Annotated in this window: 15 protein-coding genes; 6 read left to right on the top strand and 9 right to left on the bottom strand. The window is 63.1% G+C overall.

Features of this window, described 5'->3' with window-relative positions; genetic code table 11:
- Positions 1-246: 246 nt before the first annotated feature.
- On the top strand, positions 247-780 hold the full coding sequence (locus tag FS665_RS02675; protein WP_145182956.1) for a GNAT family N-acetyltransferase: 534 nt from the start codon (positions 247-249) through the stop codon (positions 778-780).
- Positions 781-803: 23 nt separating this feature from the next.
- Here the strand turns inward: FS665_RS02675 and FS665_RS02670 are convergent, their stop codons facing one another.
- Complete coding sequence (locus FS665_RS02670) at positions 804-1,682, bottom strand: DMT family transporter (protein ID WP_145183356.1); 879 nt, start codon at positions 1,680-1,682, stop codon at positions 804-806.
- Between the two features lie 316 nt (positions 1,683-1,998).
- Between FS665_RS02670 and FS665_RS02665 the strand changes: the two genes are divergently transcribed.
- A complete protein-coding gene (locus tag FS665_RS02665; protein ID WP_145182953.1) occupies positions 1,999-2,313 on the top strand; it encodes a hypothetical protein in 315 nt (104 codons plus the stop codon).
- A 45-nt stretch (positions 2,314-2,358) separates the two neighbouring features.
- On the opposite strand, the gene FS665_RS02660 is transcribed toward FS665_RS02665, so the two are convergent.
- The gene (locus tag FS665_RS02660; protein WP_145182950.1) at positions 2,359-2,571 is read right to left on the bottom strand and encodes a PLD nuclease N-terminal domain-containing protein; all 213 of its coding nucleotides are present in this window, start codon (positions 2,569-2,571) and stop codon (positions 2,359-2,361) included.
- A 244-nt stretch (positions 2,572-2,815) separates the two neighbouring features.
- On the opposite strand from FS665_RS02660, the gene FS665_RS02655 reads away from it, so the two are divergent.
- Complete coding sequence (locus FS665_RS02655; protein ID WP_145182947.1) at positions 2,816-3,823, top strand: GlxA family transcriptional regulator; 1,008 nt, start codon at positions 2,816-2,818, stop codon at positions 3,821-3,823.
- Between the two features lie 3 nt (positions 3,824-3,826).
- Here FS665_RS02655 and FS665_RS02650 read toward each other — a convergent pair whose 3' ends face one another.
- Complete coding sequence (locus FS665_RS02650) at positions 3,827-4,498, bottom strand: TetR/AcrR family transcriptional regulator (RefSeq protein ID WP_145182944.1); 672 nt, start codon at positions 4,496-4,498, stop codon at positions 3,827-3,829.
- A 180-nt stretch (positions 4,499-4,678) separates the two neighbouring features.
- Between FS665_RS02650 and FS665_RS02645 the strand changes: the two genes are divergently transcribed.
- Positions 4,679-4,927: a CsbD family protein gene (locus tag FS665_RS02645; protein WP_145182941.1), complete on the top strand. Its 249-nt coding sequence runs from the start codon at positions 4,679-4,681 to the stop codon at positions 4,925-4,927.
- Positions 4,928-5,035: 108 nt separating this feature from the next.
- Here FS665_RS02645 and quiC read toward each other — a convergent pair whose 3' ends face one another.
- On the bottom strand, positions 5,036-6,943 hold the full coding sequence (gene quiC, locus FS665_RS02640) for a 3-dehydroshikimate dehydratase QuiC (RefSeq protein WP_145182939.1): 1,908 nt from the start codon (positions 6,941-6,943) through the stop codon (positions 5,036-5,038).
- A 477-nt stretch (positions 6,944-7,420) separates the two neighbouring features.
- On the opposite strand from quiC, the gene FS665_RS02635 reads away from it, so the two are divergent.
- Entirely contained in the window at positions 7,421-8,794 is a 1,374-nt protein-coding gene (locus FS665_RS02635) for an MFS transporter (protein ID WP_145182936.1), read from the top strand.
- Between the two features lie 55 nt (positions 8,795-8,849).
- Here FS665_RS02635 and FS665_RS02630 read toward each other — a convergent pair whose 3' ends face one another.
- The 4 genes from FS665_RS02630 to tam all read right to left on the bottom strand — a co-directional run bounded on the left by FS665_RS02630 (position 8,850) and on the right by tam (position 12,959).
- Positions 8,850-10,259: a DOPA decarboxylase gene (locus FS665_RS02630; protein WP_145182933.1), complete on the bottom strand. Its 1,410-nt coding sequence runs from the start codon at positions 10,257-10,259 to the stop codon at positions 8,850-8,852.
- 96 nt (positions 10,260-10,355) lie between these two features.
- Positions 10,356-11,300 (bottom strand): LysR family transcriptional regulator, encoded by a 945-nt coding sequence (locus FS665_RS02625; RefSeq protein ID WP_145182930.1) that lies wholly within the window; start codon positions 11,298-11,300, stop codon positions 10,356-10,358.
- Positions 11,301-11,364: 64 nt separating this feature from the next.
- Positions 11,365-12,075, bottom strand: coding sequence for a YebC/PmpR family DNA-binding transcriptional regulator (locus tag FS665_RS02620; protein ID WP_145182928.1), 711 nt, complete (start codon positions 12,073-12,075; stop codon positions 11,365-11,367).
- Positions 12,076-12,182: 107 nt separating this feature from the next.
- Complete coding sequence (gene tam / locus FS665_RS02615; RefSeq protein WP_145182925.1) at positions 12,183-12,959, bottom strand: trans-aconitate 2-methyltransferase; 777 nt, start codon at positions 12,957-12,959, stop codon at positions 12,183-12,185.
- A gap of 83 nt (positions 12,960-13,042) precedes the next feature.
- On the opposite strand from tam, the gene FS665_RS02610 reads away from it, so the two are divergent.
- A complete protein-coding gene (locus FS665_RS02610; protein ID WP_145183353.1) occupies positions 13,043-13,222 on the top strand; it encodes a hypothetical protein in 180 nt (59 codons plus the stop codon).
- Positions 13,223-13,238: 16 nt separating this feature from the next.
- On the opposite strand, the gene FS665_RS02605 is transcribed toward FS665_RS02610, so the two are convergent.
- Entirely contained in the window at positions 13,239-14,651 is a 1,413-nt protein-coding gene (locus tag FS665_RS02605) for an amino acid permease (RefSeq protein ID WP_145182922.1), read from the bottom strand.
- Between the last annotated feature and the right edge of the window lie 90 nt (positions 14,652-14,741).

Raw genomic sequence — 14,741 nt, 5'->3', positions numbered from 1 at the left:
GCCCAGGTGTATACCGGGCACTTTTTTCTTATAGCATTATTTAAAGAGTACCTCTCTTGAGGCTTTGCTTGCTAAAGCCGCTACCTATAGGCATGTCAACAGCCAGCGAGGCCATCGCGGCATAAACTTTTACGCGCTTGTCGAAGCGCGTACGATTCAGCAGTTCTCCTTAGCGTGCCAAGCAGGCCCATCCAAGCGGCATAGGTATTATGCTTACATCCCGATCAGCCGCCAGGAAGGCCCGCAATGCCCTATCCCACCCTGCCCCGTACCCTATCGACCGCCCGCACGATGCTGGTGCGTCCAGCCGTCGCATTCGCCCAGCAGTTGCAGCAGGCGCTGCTCGACAGCTATGACCTGCACCAACCGTTTCTCGCCTGGGCCAAGCCGAACTGGAGCTTGGCTGAAGTGGTCGACAGCCTGCAGCTGAGCGCCGAAGAATTTCTTCAGCCAGACAAGGAAAAACGCTTCTTCGTCCTGGCCCCTGGCAGCGGCGAGGTAATCGGCTGCCTCGGCCTGCGGCCCGGCCAGGGTGAATACGAGGTTGGCTACTGGGCCAGCCAGGCCAGCACAGGCCAGGGGCTAATGCGCGAAGCACTGACTTGCCTGCTGGACGCGGTCGAGGCGCCGGTATGGCTAACCACCGACATCGACAACCTGGCCAGTCAGCGCCTGGCCGAACGCGCCGGTTTCCACCGCGCCGGCTGCAAGCTGACCGAGCTCGACCCGAGCACGCCGCGCCCGCTCTATCGGCGCTTGCCGGTTGCACCCGCTGCCTGAAACGGCGGCGCTGCAAGCATCGCTCAGCGCTTGCGCTGCATCCAGGCCGCCCCGAGGCCGCTCAAGCAGATGATGGCGATGCCCAAAAGACTGGCGCTGTCCGGTACCTGACGGTAGATCAACAAGCCCAGCAGCCCGGCGAAGACGATCTGGCAGTAGCTGAACGGCGCCAGCAGCGCGGGCGCAGCGTGGCGAAAGGCCTGGGTCAGCAACAAGTGTGCGCTCATGCCAAAGCCGCCCAAGGCCAGCATCAGCAAGGCATGCTCCCAGCGCGGCACCTCCCAGAAAAACGGCACCAGCGCACTCATCACCACGGTATTGCACAACCCCGCGTAGAAGTTGCTGGTGGTGGGACTGTCGTAGGCGGAAAGAATGCGCGTGAGCAGTTGGTAGAAGCAAAAACCCAATGCCGAGCCGAAAGGCAAGAGAATGGCCGGGGTGAACATCGCCCCGCCTGGGTGCACCACCACCACCACGCCGATGAATCCAAGCACCACCGCCAGCCACTGCCCCGGCGTCACCCGTTCCTTGAGCAGCGGCGCCGACAGTGCGGTGACCAGCACCGGTGCAAGAAAGTTGACCGCGGTAGCCTCGGCCAGTGGCAGGTATTGCAGGCCTGTGGTGAACAACAGGCTGGTGCTCAGCAGGCTCAGGGCGCGCAGGGTTTGCAACAGCGGGCGGCGTGTGCGCAGTACGTTCAGGCCGGATTGAGGCAGGAAAATCCCGGCCATCAGCAGCGTATGCACGACGTACCGCGCCCATACCACCATGACGATCGGGTACAGCCCACCGAGGAATTTCGACAGCGCATCGTGGCTGGCGAACAGAAACGTCGCCACCACCACCAGGGCGATGCCACGCAGGGGTTGGTTGACTCCGGACAGCGGGGTACTGGAACTCATGGCGGTCTCGACGGCGGCGCGGCTCATTGCTGCGCCAGGGGAAGGTGCGACAGCACCGATTCTAGAAGAGATACGACGACTTGAGGAAGTTCATTCGTACCGGCGTGCACCGCGGGCAAGCCAATGCGTGCGCTAATCGACCACTTTCAATTGAGCGCTGGCGCTGTGCCCCGCTTCGTGGAGCCAGAAACTTCCCACGACCTACAGCGACACTAGACATCACGTGTGTAGGCAGTAGCCGCTTGGCTGTTTACATTCAGTGCCCCGGCATGGAGGCCAGTACAGCCAACACAGGCACCTGATAAGAGGAACGACCATGGCACTGTATTCATTTCAGCTCGCCTACACCGTAAGCCCTTGCAGCGACAGCGACGAGGACGCCGCACGCGATGCGCGGCGCCGCTTGCGCAGCGTCGAGTGGGAAACCATCAAACACATCGAGACCACTCTGCTCGGCGAGCTGGAGCTGAATCGAAGCACCCTGGCCGGCAGGATCACCCAGGCGCAGAAACTGGTCAGTGAACGGATCAAGGATGAGCTGCGCGATCTGAAGGTGCTGTCGCGAATCAGGTTTCGCGGCAGCCTGATGGTCGACGGCCTGGGCTCGGCCATCGCGTTCAGCCTGTCCTGAGACTGTACGGGCGTATCGAGTGCCGCGCACCTGATACGCCTGGGCTCACTTTTCTTCCAGCACTGCCCGCCCCTTGGCCGCCCGTGGCCCGCGTACGGCCCAGGCCAGCAAGCCCACGATCGGTACCCAGACCACGAACACGATCCATAACATCTTGCGTTCGGCGCGGCGTTCGCTGCCGATGATGTGCCAGATGGCCCAGATCTCCAGCAGGATGATCAAGGCCGCGACAATGATCCAGATCGTTCCGATTTCCATGTGCATTCTCCCAATGGCATGTACCGCTTTGGCCGCCGCCGGCCGCAGTGGTTCCTTTGAGTTTAGCCAACAAGCCGAGCGGTAAAGGGTTTGTTGTTCGGGCGAGGTCAACGGACGGATAGTCGGGCATACGGCCGGCCACTTGCCCGGTTACGACATCGGGCACGACACGCCTCTGGCAGAGATTGTCTTTACCTCACGCTGCCCCCACACTCTGCTGGCACGCCAGGAAACGGAGTCCAGAGTGGCCATTCCACGTCAGTTCAGCAAGAAAACCAGTACCAGCAACATGCTGCGGCTCAAGGCCAGTAGCGACAATCCGGCTGCGCCCTATCGAGTGGATTTCATTCTGCTCGAGCACTTTTCCATGGCCAGCTTCACCGTCGCCCTGGACGTGCTGGTCACCGCCAATTTGCTGCGCGCCGACAGCTTTCACTTCACGCCGCTGGCGCTCAGCGGCGACCGCGTGACCAGCGACCTTGGCCTGGAGCTGGTGGCCACCGAACTGTGCGCCGAGGAGCTCAAGGGCCTGGACTTGCTGATCGTCTGCGGCGGCTTGCGCACCGCATTGAAATACCCCGAGCTCGATCGCCTGCTCGCTGACTGCGCCGCCCATGGCATGGCCCTGGGCGGCCTGTGGAACGGCGCCTGGTTCCTCGGCCGCGCCGGCGTGCTCGACGACTATGGGTGCAGCATTCACCCCGAGCAGCGCGCCAGCCTGTCCGAACGCAGCCCACAGACGCGTATTACCCCATCGAGTTTCACCCTCGACCGCGACCGCCTCAGTGCAGCCAGCCCCAACGGTGCCATGGAGTTGATGCTGGGCCTGGTACGGCGCCTGTATGGCGATGGCCTGGCCGAGGGCGTGGAGGAAATCCTGTCGTTCTCAGGCGCACGCTACCGCCAGGTAGGCCCGGGAGCGAAAAAGTCCATGAGCCTGCACCTGCGCACCATCGTCGAGCTGATGGAGAACAACCTCGAAGAAACCCTGAGCCTGGATCAGCTGGCCGCCTACAGCGGCCGCTCGCGACGGCAGATCGACCGCTTGTTCCAGGCCCAGCTTGGCACCTCGCCACGGCGCTACTACATGGAGCTGCGCATCACCAAGAGCCGTCGCCTGCTGCAGTACTCAGACCTGTCGGTGATGGAAGTGGCGGTGGCTTGCGGCTTCGTCTCGGTGTCGCACTTCAGCAAATGCTACGCCGCCTATTTCGGCTACCCACCCTCGCGCGAACAGCGCCTGGGCGAATGAGCCCTAGGCGCGGATGTAGCTCATCACCACCTCGCAGATCATCTGCCGATGGCGTGCCTTGACCTGCTCGGCGGCCAGGTCGATCTGGAAGATGTCGCCGAAGGTATGGCGGTTGGAGACCCGATAGAAGCAGAACGAACTCATCAGCATGTGCAGGTCGATGACTTCGATGCCAGGACGGAACACTCCTTCCTCCACGCCCCGGGCCAGGGTGCTGCCCAGCGCTTGCAGGACCAGGCTGCTCATCTCGCGGATCACCGGTGACTTCTTGACGAATTCACCGTAGTGAATGTTCTCGGTGCAGACCATGCGCACGAAATCGACATTGCGATCGTGGTGATCGAAGGTGAATTCGGCCAGCCGGCGAATGGCCTGCTCGGCCGGCAGCGACTCCAGGTCCAGGCTCTGCTCGGTCTTGCGGATGTCGCCGTACAGCTTGACCAGGCACTCGACGTAGAGCTGTTCCTTGCTGCCGAAGTAGTAATAGATCATGCGCTTGGACGTCGCCGTGCGCTCGGCAATGGCGTCCACGCGCGCGCCGGCCAGGCCCTGCTGGACGAATTCGTTGATCGCCGCCTGCAGGATGTCTTCGCGGGTTTTCTCGGGGTTGTTCTTGCGCGGTTGGCGCGTAGCCGAGGGTTCAGGCGGGCTGAGGGGGGCTACGGGGTTGGTCATGGGGGCTCACGGAGTATTTTTGGAATTAGCGGGCGATTATCCGTGACTGCGCCTGCGCAGGGAAGCGTTGCCCATGGCGCAGCGACACTTCAGGAAAAGCGTGCGAAGGGTTTTGAACTATCGCCACAAGCCTGCGCCCTAACCTTGTGCCCATTAGCTTTTAACGGAAGGTAAAGCCCTATGAAGCGTGAACAGATCGAAGGCGTAGCAGACAAGTTGACTGGCAAGGCACAAAGCGTTGCCGGTGAATGGCTGGGCGACCCGGCCTTGGAAGCGGAAGGCGACGCACGTCAGGCCTCGGGCCAGGTCACCAAAGCCTACGGCGATGCACTGGATAACGTCTCGACGTTCGTGCGCGAAAAGCCGCTGACTGCACTGGCAGTGGCAGCGGGCCTGGCGCTGGTCGTCAGCCGCTTGCTGCGTCGCTGATCGACGCATGAGGTTGCGCGGCAGCACTGACCTCATCAAGGTCGCTGCCGCGACACCGCCCATCCCTGCGGCTGGCTAAACAGATGCCGCTACTTCACCCCTGCAGTTTCACAACACCGGTTTGCGCACCGCGCCGCTGCGCCGCTTGGCCATTGCCGCCAGGCGTACGGCGACATTCGCCGCACCATAGCCGGCGTAGTCACCCTTGCGTTGAATGATCTCGAAGAAGAAACGTTCTTCGAAGGGCTCGGTGTAGACGTGGAACAGTTCGCCGCCCTGGGCATCGCGGTCGTACAACACGTTGTAGTAAGCAAGCTCGCTCAAGAACTCGTCGGTGAAGTCGAAACGCGCCGCCAGGTCGTCATAGTAGTTCAGCGGGATCTCCAGCAACGGCACCCCTGACTCCTTGGCTCGCGCCACTTCACTGAAAATGTCCGCGCAATCGAACGCGATGTGGTGCACGCCCGAGCCACGGTAGCTGGACAAGGCGTGGGCAATGGCCGTGTTGCGGTTCTCGGAAATGTTCAACGGCAGACGCAGGCTGCCGCAGTGGCTGCGCAGGGCACGACTTTTGACCAGGCCATAGGGATCAGGCAGCACCACTTCATCGTCGGCAGCGAAATCGAACAGGCTCTTGTAGAACAGCACCCAGCTGTCCAGCGCCTCGGCCGGCAATGCCAGAGCCATATGGTCGATACGCTGCAGCCCGCCGCTGGGCATGGCGGCTGCGTCGAGGCGGAAGTCGGTGTCGTACAACGACGGCCCCTGCTTGCCCTGTTCGACCAGGTAGATCAAGCTGCCGTCGGGTGCGCGCACCGCTGGCACTTCACACTCGTTAGGGCCAACCAGGCCGCGAAACGGCTGACCGCGAAAGTCCGTGGCGCGCTGCAGCGCGGCCTGCTCGTTCTTGACCCGCAAGGCGGTGGCGCACAGCGACGGACCGTGGGCTTCGAAGAAGTTATGGCCGAACGAATAGGGCTCGGCGTTGAGCACGATGTTGATATCGTTCTGACGCAGCAGGCGCACATCCTTGCTGCGGTGCTTGCCGGCCTCGGCGAAGCCCAAGCGCTTGAGCCAGCCGCCAAGGCGCGCGCCGACTGCCTCATCGACGGCAAACTCGAGAAACTCCACCCCTTCGTAGGCACTGGCGGCCGGTGGGCTGAACAGTACTCCCGGCTCGAGGCTGGTGCCCTGCTGGGCCAGGCGCAGGCGCGTCTGTTCTTCGAGGTACAGCAAGGAGCGCAGACCATCGGCAGCATTCTGCCGTGGCGGCGCGGCACGGAAGCCATCGTTGAAGATTTCCAGCGACAGCGGGCCGCGATAGCCGGTGCTCAGGATCGGCGCGAGAAAGCCGGCCAGGTCCATCTCACCTTGGCCAGGGAAACAGCGGAAATGCCGGCTCCACTCCAGCACGTCCATGTTCAGGATCGGCGCATCGGCCATCTGCACGAAGAAGATCTTGTCGCCAGGAATGTCAGCGATGGCAGTCGGGTCGCCCTTGAGCGACAGGGTATGGAAGCTGTCGAGGATCACCCCCAACGACGGGTGGTCGGCCTGGCGTACCAGGTTCCACACCTGCTGATAGGTGTTCACATGGCGGCCCCAGGCCAGGCCTTCATAGCCAATGCGCAGGCCACGCTTGCCGGCGTGTTCGGCAAGCAGGCGCAAGTCGTCCACCAGCATCTGCTCCTCGCCCAGGGCGTCGGCCTGCACGTTGCTGCACACCAGCACCAGGTCGGTGCCCAACTCCTGCATCAGGTCGAACTTGCGCTCGGCCCGGTCGAGGTTTTTCTGCAAGCGCTCGCGCCGGCAGCCTTCGAAATCGCGAAAGGGCTGGAACAGGGAAATGGCGATGCCCAGGTCGGCACAGATCTGCCGCACTTCACGCGGACTGCCGGCGTAGTACAGCAGGTCGTTCTCGAAGATTTCGACGCCGTCGAAACCGGCGGCGGCGATGGCCTCGAGCTTCTCCGGCAGAGTGCCGCTCAAGGACACGGTGGCTATCGAACGCTGCATGGTAGGTTCCTTGTTATTGGACGGACGACAGGGCAAAACCCCACAGGTTTATGGCACTGTCGATTATTCGCAGGTAAAGTCACCCGGGCAATCTGTTTGTACGAAATGGTTAGTTTTTCGTTCGATTACCGCACACAAGCGAATTCAGCGAATTGCGTCACTGCAGGCCCTGGGCAAACATGAGTCCGGACGTAGTCGCCGAGCCCCCCTGCTCTGCCGCCTGGGAAGCTCGCTGTAACCTGCGCCACCATGCCTAACGTCACGCCCTGATAAATTCAATAAACCGGGTACCGACCTATGTACATCGACTTCGCCTTGCGATCTGCAGTTGCTCGTTCGTCTCTGTTGTGCAGGCACCGCCTGCGCGCACTTGCGCTTTAAACCCACGCCCTACTCCCGACAAGCGATCGCACCTCGCTTGGCCGCCAGCGCGCGACGCCAGCAGTGCGACGACCTACAAGAACAACGGAGACCACAATGGCTCACTCAAGCTCCCAAGCCAAGAAAGCGACCGCCAGCGGGTGGATCGGCTCGGCCCTGGAATACTACGATTTCTTCATCTATGCCCAGGCTGCGGCGTTGATCTTCCCGCAAATATTCTTCCCCAACAGTGACCCAAAAATGGCCATCATCGCTTCGCTGGCCACTTACGGCGTGGGCTACCTGGCCCGCCCGATTGGCGCCTTCGTGCTGGGCCACTGGGGCGATACCCGTGGTCGCAAGCATGTGCTGTTGCTGTGCATGTTCCTGATGGGCCTGTCGACCATGGCGGTGGGCCTGCTGCCGACCTACCACGACATTGGCCTGTTGGCGCCGGCATTGCTGGTGGTGTTGCGACTGATTCAGGGCTTCGCCGTGGCCGGTGAGATTTCCGGTGCCAGTTCGATGATCATGGAGCACGCCCCGTTTGGGCGTCGTGGCTATTACGCAAGCTTCACCCTGCAAGGTGTGCAGGCTGGGCAAGTGCTGGCGGCTGCGGTGTTCTTGCCGCTGGCTTACTTCATGCCGAGCGAGGCGTTCAACGACTGGGGCTGGCGCATCCCATTTCTGATGAGCGCGGTGGTCCTGATCGCAGGCTTCATCATTCGCCGGGAAGTACACGAGACTCCAGCGTTCGTCAATGAAGAGAAACACGCCAAGGTCGCCAGATCGCCGATCAGCGAGGCCTTCCGGCACAGCTGGAAACACATGGTGCTGGTGATGTTCATGGCGTTGATGAACGTGATACCAGTGGTCGCCACCATCTTCGGCGCCGCCTACGCCGTGCAGCCGGCCTATGGCATCGGCTTCGACAAGAGCGTGTACCTGTGGATTCCGGTGGTGGGCAATATCGTCGCGGTACTGGTGATCCCCTTCGTGGGCAACCTGTCGGACAAGATCGGTCGCCGCCCGACGATGATCGCGGGCTGCCTGGGTTCAGGCTTGCTGGGCTTCGTCTACCTGTATGCGATCAGCCTGCACAATGTGCCGTTGGCGTTTGCCGCGTCGATCATCATGTGGGGCATGGTCTACCAGGGCTACAACGCCGTCTTCCCAAGCTTCTACCCGGAGCTGTTCCAGACCCGCTACCGTGTCTCGGCGATGGCCATCGCACAGAACATCGGCACCATGCTCACCGCCATGCTGCCAGCATTGTTCGCCCTGGTCGCGCCCCCGGGTTCGCAGAACATCCCGCTGGTGGTAGGCGCGCTGGCGTTCTTCATCACCTGCGTCTGCGCGCTGGCGGCGTACATCGCTCCGGAAACCCACCGCCTGGCGATGGAGGACCTGGGCAATCCGCAAGCCAGGCCGATGGAGAAAGAGGCGTTCGAGGCCAGCCGCAAGGGCAGCTTTCAGGCGATAAGCTCATAACTGCAGGTGCAGGGCCGGGCGACGGCCCTGCCGGCAGCACGCCGAGTGGCCGTGGCTACGCCACCACCGCCTGCAGCTGGCGCCAGAGGTGCTCCACGTGCACGCGTTCGGTCGGCAGCGCCCCTACCGATACCCGCACCATCCATTGCCCTTGTAGTGTCGCAGGCGTCACATAGGCGGCACCGGAGGCGTTCAGGCGCTCGGCCCAGGCCCGGGTGTGGGCATCCAGTACCTCGCCCTCTAGGCCTTCAGGGCAATGCCGGATGCACAGGGTCTGCAAGTGCACCGGTGCCAGGATGTGCCACTGCGCCGCTGCCCCGATCTGCTCGGCCAGCCAGCGTGCATTGTCGAGGTCGCGGCGCAAGCGATGCTGCAATGCCTCGACCCCTTCGCTGCGCAGCATGAACCACAGCTTCAAGGCGCGGAAACGCCGCCCCAGTGGAATGCCCCAGTCGCGCAGATTCTTCACCTCACCATCGACCGCCGATTGCAGATAGCTGGGGTTGGTGCTCATCACCCGAATCAGGTGCTGCGCATCGCGCACATAGTAGAGCGAGCAATCGAACGCTACGCCCAGCCACTTGTGGGCATTGACCACCACCGAGTCGGCCAGCTCGATGCCATCCCACATCCAGCGGCACTCGGGCAGAATCATCGCCGAACCTGCCATGGCCGAGTCCACATGCAGCCACAGCCCGTGGGCTTGGGCAATCTCCCCGATGGGCCGCAGCGGATCGAGCGCGGTGGTGGTGGTGGTGCCGGTGGTTGCGACCACCGCGCAGGGCTGGTTGCCCGCTGCCAGGTCCTGCTCGATGGCCGCCTGCAGCGCCTGCGGGCACATGGCATAGGCGGCGTCGGTGGCGATCAGGCGGATGTTGCTGCGCCCGAAGCCGGCCAGCAGCGCCGCTTTGTCGACCGAGCTATGGGCGTGCGCACTGACGTAGACGATCAGGGCTTTGGCTTCGGCCTGCAGGCCACCCCGCACCAGGCCATAGTCCGTGGCCCGCTCACGGGCACTGATCAGTGCCACCAAGGTGCTGGTCGAGGCGGTGTCCTGGATCACTCCGCTCCATTGCGCGGACAGCCCGAGCAGCTGGCGCAGCCAGTCGAGCGTGGCTTCCTCGAGCTCGCTGAGCGCCGGGCTCGATTGCCACGACAGCCCCAGCACGCCCAGGCCGGTGCTGAGGAAATCGCCAAGCACCGAAGACAGTGTTCCGTTGGAGGGGAAATAGCCGTAGAAGTCCGGGTGCTGCCAATGGGAAAGGCCGGGCATGATCAGCGTGTCGACATCCGCCAGAATCGCCTCGAACGGCTCGCCTTGCGAAGGCGCAGTTGCCGGCAGTTGCGCCTTGAGGTAACCGGGTGCGACCTGGGCCATGACCGGTCGCGCAGCGACCGATTCACGGTAGTCGGCGATCAGGTCGATCAATTGGTGGCCATGGCGGCGAAACTGTTCTGGGGTCACGGGCGGGTCTCCTGCGCGGGTGGCTGTGGAAAGATTCAAGAGCCGTCAGTCTAGGCGCTCGCCCGGACGCGAATAAGCCCGCCTGGCGCATAGCTGCTATGGCAGATCCGCAACCCCGCCGTGCACCCCGAACTGCGACTGGCGCCACAGTGCATACACCCGCTCACGCAACCATCGGTGCTCGGCCGAAGCATGCAGGCGCTGGTGCCAGACCACCCAGTAGCGCTGGGTGTGCTCGATGAACGCCAACGGACGCCAGGCCAGACCGTGCAAACGGCACAGTTGGCGAGCGATGTGCTCGGGGACCGTAGCAATCGCTTGGCTGCGCCCCAGCACCTGCACGGTCGCGCTGAAGAACGGCACCTCCAGGCAGACCCGCCGCTGCAAGCCCTGGGCGCGCAAGTGGCGGTCGATGAAGCTGTCCTTGTCCCCGCCGCCGGAGATGCGCACATGCTTGCAGCCCAGGTAATCGGCCTGAGTGAGCGCTGCCAGTGGGGTAAGTGGATGATCGTGGCGCATCAGGCACACGGCGCGGTCTTCACCGAGCAGGCGGCCGTGCAGGTTGGCGGGCGACTCCTCGAACAGCGTGGTGGCCAGGTCGATCTCACCACTGGCCAGCAAGGCGTACTGCCCGGCCTGCCAACTCCGATAGTCGATCGACACCCCCGGTGCCTCGCGCTCCAGCGCCGTCACCAGCAACGGCAGCATGTGCTCGGCCACATAGTCCGAAGCCGCCAGGCAGAACCGTCGCTCGCAGCGTGCCGGATCGAAGGCCGCCGGTTGGCGCAGGGCCTGGAGCTCCTCGAGCACCTGGCGCAGCGGCTCGACCAGCGCTTGGGCGTATTCGCTCAATACGTAGCCACGGCCCTGGCGCACCAGCAGTGGGTCGTCGAAGGCTTGACGCAGGTGCGCCAGTTGCCGGCTCAGCGCCGACTGGCCGACATCCAGGCGGACGGCAGCATGGCTGAGGTTCTTCAATTGCAGGAGAACGTCGAGGGTGCGCAGGTGGGCAAGGCTGAGGGAGGCGAAAGCCGGGTTCATGCAGGCACCTTGGGTTGATCGAGCGCACCCTGAAAACGGGCCGCCAAGCGGCCCGATCGGTGTCTTAGGCGGTCAGGCCGACGTAGACGTTCTGTACGTCGTCGTTCTCGTCGATCGCTTCGAGGAAGGCTTCGACTTCGGCCAACGCCTCGGCGCTGAGGCTGGCTGCACTCACCGGGTTCTTCGGCGTGTAGCCGATTTTTGCCGAGGTGACGGTGAAGCCGTGTTCAGGCAGCGCCTTCTGCACGGCGTCAAGGTCGGTGATGTCGGTGATGAACAAGGTCGAGCCTTCTTCCTCACCCTCTTCGAAATCCTGGGCGCCGGCCTCGATGGCGGCCATTTCGGGGTCGGCATCGCCCTCGGGCATGGCCTCGATCAGGCCCACGTGATTGAAGTCCCAGGTGACCGAGCCGCTGGCACCGAGCTGACCCTTGCGGAACAGCACGCGAATCTGTGCCACGGTGCGATTGACGTTGTCGGTCAGGCATTCGACGATCAACGGCACCTGGTGCGGGGCAAAACCTTCATAGCTCACGGCATGGTATTGCACGGCATCGCCGTCCAGGCCAGCGCCTTTCTTGATGGCGCGTTCCAGGGTCTCACGGGTCATGGAGGCTTTCTTGGCCTGGACGATGGCCAAGCGCAAGCGCGGGTTCATGTCAGGATCGGCACCGGATTTGGCGGCGATCTGAATTTCCTTGGCCAGCTTGCCCATGATCTTGCCCTTGGCATTGGCAGCTGTTTCTCTATGTTTGGCTTTCCACTGTGCGCCCATGTCGACTCTCTTTGTTTCAGCGGCCGGTTCCGGAAACGACCGGCCAAAAGTGGGTGCAGTTTATACGCCCTCGGGCAGTGGCTCGACAAGTGTTCTGACGCTTGGCCCTAGCGCGTGGCCACCACGAACAGGCGCGGAAACGCCAACAGCACCTTGCCGTCGGCCGCTGGCGGATAGTGCTGCTGCATGGCTTGCAGGTACATCTGCAGAAAGCTGGCCTGCTGGTGCTCGTCGAGCCGGGCCAGGTAAGGCCGCAGCGCCGACCCCTTGAACCAGTCCACCACCGCCTCGGCGCCGCCAGCCAGGGGATGATGATAGGTGGTACGCCAGACATCGACCCGCGTGCACAGTGGGCTGAGCAGGTCGTAGTAGAAGCCGGCGGTGTGCCGTGGCGGTAGCTGAAGATCAGCGAACTTGGCCGCCCAAGGCCCCTGACTGGCGATCTCGCGCAGCTGCCGATGCGCCGGTTCGTCGAGGTTGTCCGGGGTCTGCACCGCCAGGCTGCCGCCCTCGCTCAACTGGCGCACCAGGTGCGGGTACAGCGAGCCGTGTTCTGGCAGCCATTGCAGTGAGGCATTGGCAAGGATCAGATCCTGCGGCTCGGGTGCCGACCAGCCGCCGATGTCGGCAACCTCGCAGCGCACCCGCGGCAGGTGCAGGCGCTTGCGCTCGCGGGCCTTGTCGATCATGTCGGTGTCGCTGTCCAGCGCAGTCACCTGGGCGTCCGGGCAGCGCTGCAGCAGCACCTCGGTGGAATTGCCCGGGCCGCAGCCAAGGTCGGTGGCGTGCCGCACCGGTCGCGGCGGAACGGCGGCCAGCAGGTCGCGCACGGCGCGGGTACGTTCATCTTCGAACAGCGAGTACTGGTTGGCAGACCAGGCCATGGGGCGGCTCCTTTGGCGGGCGATGAGTGAGCATAAGCATGGATCAACTGGAACTGTCCATCCATGCGCGAAGTCAGTCGTTCATGCGCATGCCCGTGAAAATCTCCCTGGCCTTGGCCATCCTGGCGCTGATCGCCGCCGCCGTCCTGCTCGGCTCGCCCTGGATGAACCAGGGTTTCCACATGCCCGCGGAAAAACACCCGGCGCCACAACGCGAAACGGCCGGCTCCTCGAAGGAGCCGGCCGCTTCCACAAGCAAATGATGCCTGGCGCGATCGATCAGTGCAGGCGCTTGGCGCTGCGCATCTGATGCACCACACCCATGGCCACCACGATGCCCGCGGCGATGCCGGTGGAGATCACCAGGATCTGATAATCAGGCATGAACGCCATGGTCACCAGCGCTGCGACGATGAAGCCGATCACCAGGTAGGTCAGCCACGGGAACAGCCACATCTTCAGGCGCACTTCCTTGCCTTCGGCAATCAGCTTGCGACGCATGCGCAGCTGCGAGAAGGCGATCACCAGGTACACCAGCAAGGCGATCATGCCGGTGGTGTTCATCAAGGTGTCGAGCACGTCTTTCGGGCGCAGGGTCTCGCTGAAGTTGATCAGCGCACAGACGACCGCCACGGCGCACGAGCCGATGATGGCAAATACCGGGACGCCGGTACCGGCGCGGGTAATCTTGAAGAACGACGGCGCATCGCCGCGCTGGGCCAGCGAGAACAGCATGCGCGAGGCAGTGTAGTGGCCGGAGATCAAGCAGCTGCTTACCGAGGTCAGCACCACGAAGTTCATCAGCAGCTCGGCGTGCGGCACGCCCAGCAGTTCCAAGGTGCGACGGTAGGCACCGTAGCCGGAAACGCCCAACTGCGGGTCGTTCCATGGCACCAGGCAGACGATCAGGAAGATCGAGCCGACATAGAACAGGCACACGCGCCACACCACCGAATTGGTGGCCTTGACGATCTGGGTGGCCGGGTCCTTGGCTTCGGACGCTGCGATGGTGACGATCTCCGCGCCCAGGAAGGCGAACATCACCCCCAGCAGCGCGCCGATCACCGTGGTGATGCCGTTGGGCATGAAGCCTTCGGCGGTCAGGTGAGTCATGCCGCGCACTTCACCGAACTGCCAGATGTTCATGACTGCGGCGGTACACACCACCAGGAAGCAGACGATCGCCACCACCTTGATCAGCGCGAACCAGAATTCGAACTCGCCGTAGTGCTTGACGTTGAAGAAGTTGACGGTGATCAGCAGCAGGGTCGTGGCCAGCACGAACACATTGACGCTCACGTCCGGGAAGAATCCGTGGAGGATCTTGCCCGCCACATAGGCTTCCCAGGCCATCAGGATGACCCAGTACCACCAGTACAGCCAGCCGATGGTGAAGCCGGCCCAGCGGCCGATGGCGCGGTCGGCGTAGGTAGAAAACGAGCCGGTGTCAGGCGATGACGTGGCCATTTCGCCGAGCATGCGCATGATCAGCACCACCAGGATGCCGCCAGCCAGATAGGCCAGCACCGCTGCTGGACCGGCGCTGTGAATCACGCTGCCGGAACCGACGAACAAGGCGCCGCCGATGACCCCGGCGATCGACATCATCGTCAGGTGGCGCGACTTGAGCGAGGCACTGAGCTTGCTCTCGTGCTCGCCTTTCGCGGTGGTGGATGTGGATGTTGCGTCCATCAGTTGTGTACCCCGTGCTTCTTTTTATCCAAGGAAAACTGTGAAACCCCGATGGCTCTCGGTTTCACCTGTACATCAGTGCTAATGCGG

This window comes from Pseudomonas sp. URMO17WK12:I11 (assembly GCF_007677725.1).
In the GTDB taxonomy this organism is placed as follows: Bacteria; Pseudomonadota; Gammaproteobacteria; order Pseudomonadales; family Pseudomonadaceae; genus Aquipseudomonas.
Note: the sequence above shows the minus strand (reverse complement) of the source record. Positions and strands in the feature narration are given on the sequence as shown.

Coding starts and splice junctions, on each gene's coding strand:
- FS665_RS02675 (WP_145182956.1), top strand. CDS start 247: ATGCCCTATCCCACCCTGCCCCGTACCCTATCGACCGCCCGCACGATG.
- FS665_RS02670 (WP_145183356.1), bottom strand. CDS start 1,682: ATGAGTTCCAGTACCCCGCTGTCCGGAGTCAACCAACCCCTGCGTGGC.
- FS665_RS02665 (WP_145182953.1), top strand. CDS start 1,999: ATGGCACTGTATTCATTTCAGCTCGCCTACACCGTAAGCCCTTGCAGC.
- FS665_RS02660 (WP_145182950.1), bottom strand. CDS start 2,571: ATGGAAATCGGAACGATCTGGATCATTGTCGCGGCCTTGATCATCCTG.
- FS665_RS02650 (WP_145182944.1), bottom strand. CDS start 4,498: ATGACCAACCCCGTAGCCCCCCTCAGCCCGCCTGAACCCTCGGCTACG.
- FS665_RS02645 (WP_145182941.1), top strand. CDS start 4,679: ATGAAGCGTGAACAGATCGAAGGCGTAGCAGACAAGTTGACTGGCAAG.
- quiC (WP_145182939.1), bottom strand. CDS start 6,943: ATGCAGCGTTCGATAGCCACCGTGTCCTTGAGCGGCACTCTGCCGGAG.
- FS665_RS02635 (WP_145182936.1), top strand. CDS start 7,421: ATGGCTCACTCAAGCTCCCAAGCCAAGAAAGCGACCGCCAGCGGGTGG.
- FS665_RS02625 (WP_145182930.1), bottom strand. CDS start 11,300: ATGAACCCGGCTTTCGCCTCCCTCAGCCTTGCCCACCTGCGCACCCTC.
- FS665_RS02620 (WP_145182928.1), bottom strand. CDS start 12,075: ATGGGCGCACAGTGGAAAGCCAAACATAGAGAAACAGCTGCCAATGCC.
- tam (WP_145182925.1), bottom strand. CDS start 12,959: ATGGCCTGGTCTGCCAACCAGTACTCGCTGTTCGAAGATGAACGTACC.
- FS665_RS02610 (WP_145183353.1), top strand. CDS start 13,043: ATGCGCATGCCCGTGAAAATCTCCCTGGCCTTGGCCATCCTGGCGCTG.
- FS665_RS02605 (WP_145182922.1), bottom strand. CDS start 14,651: ATGGACGCAACATCCACATCCACCACCGCGAAAGGCGAGCACGAGAGC.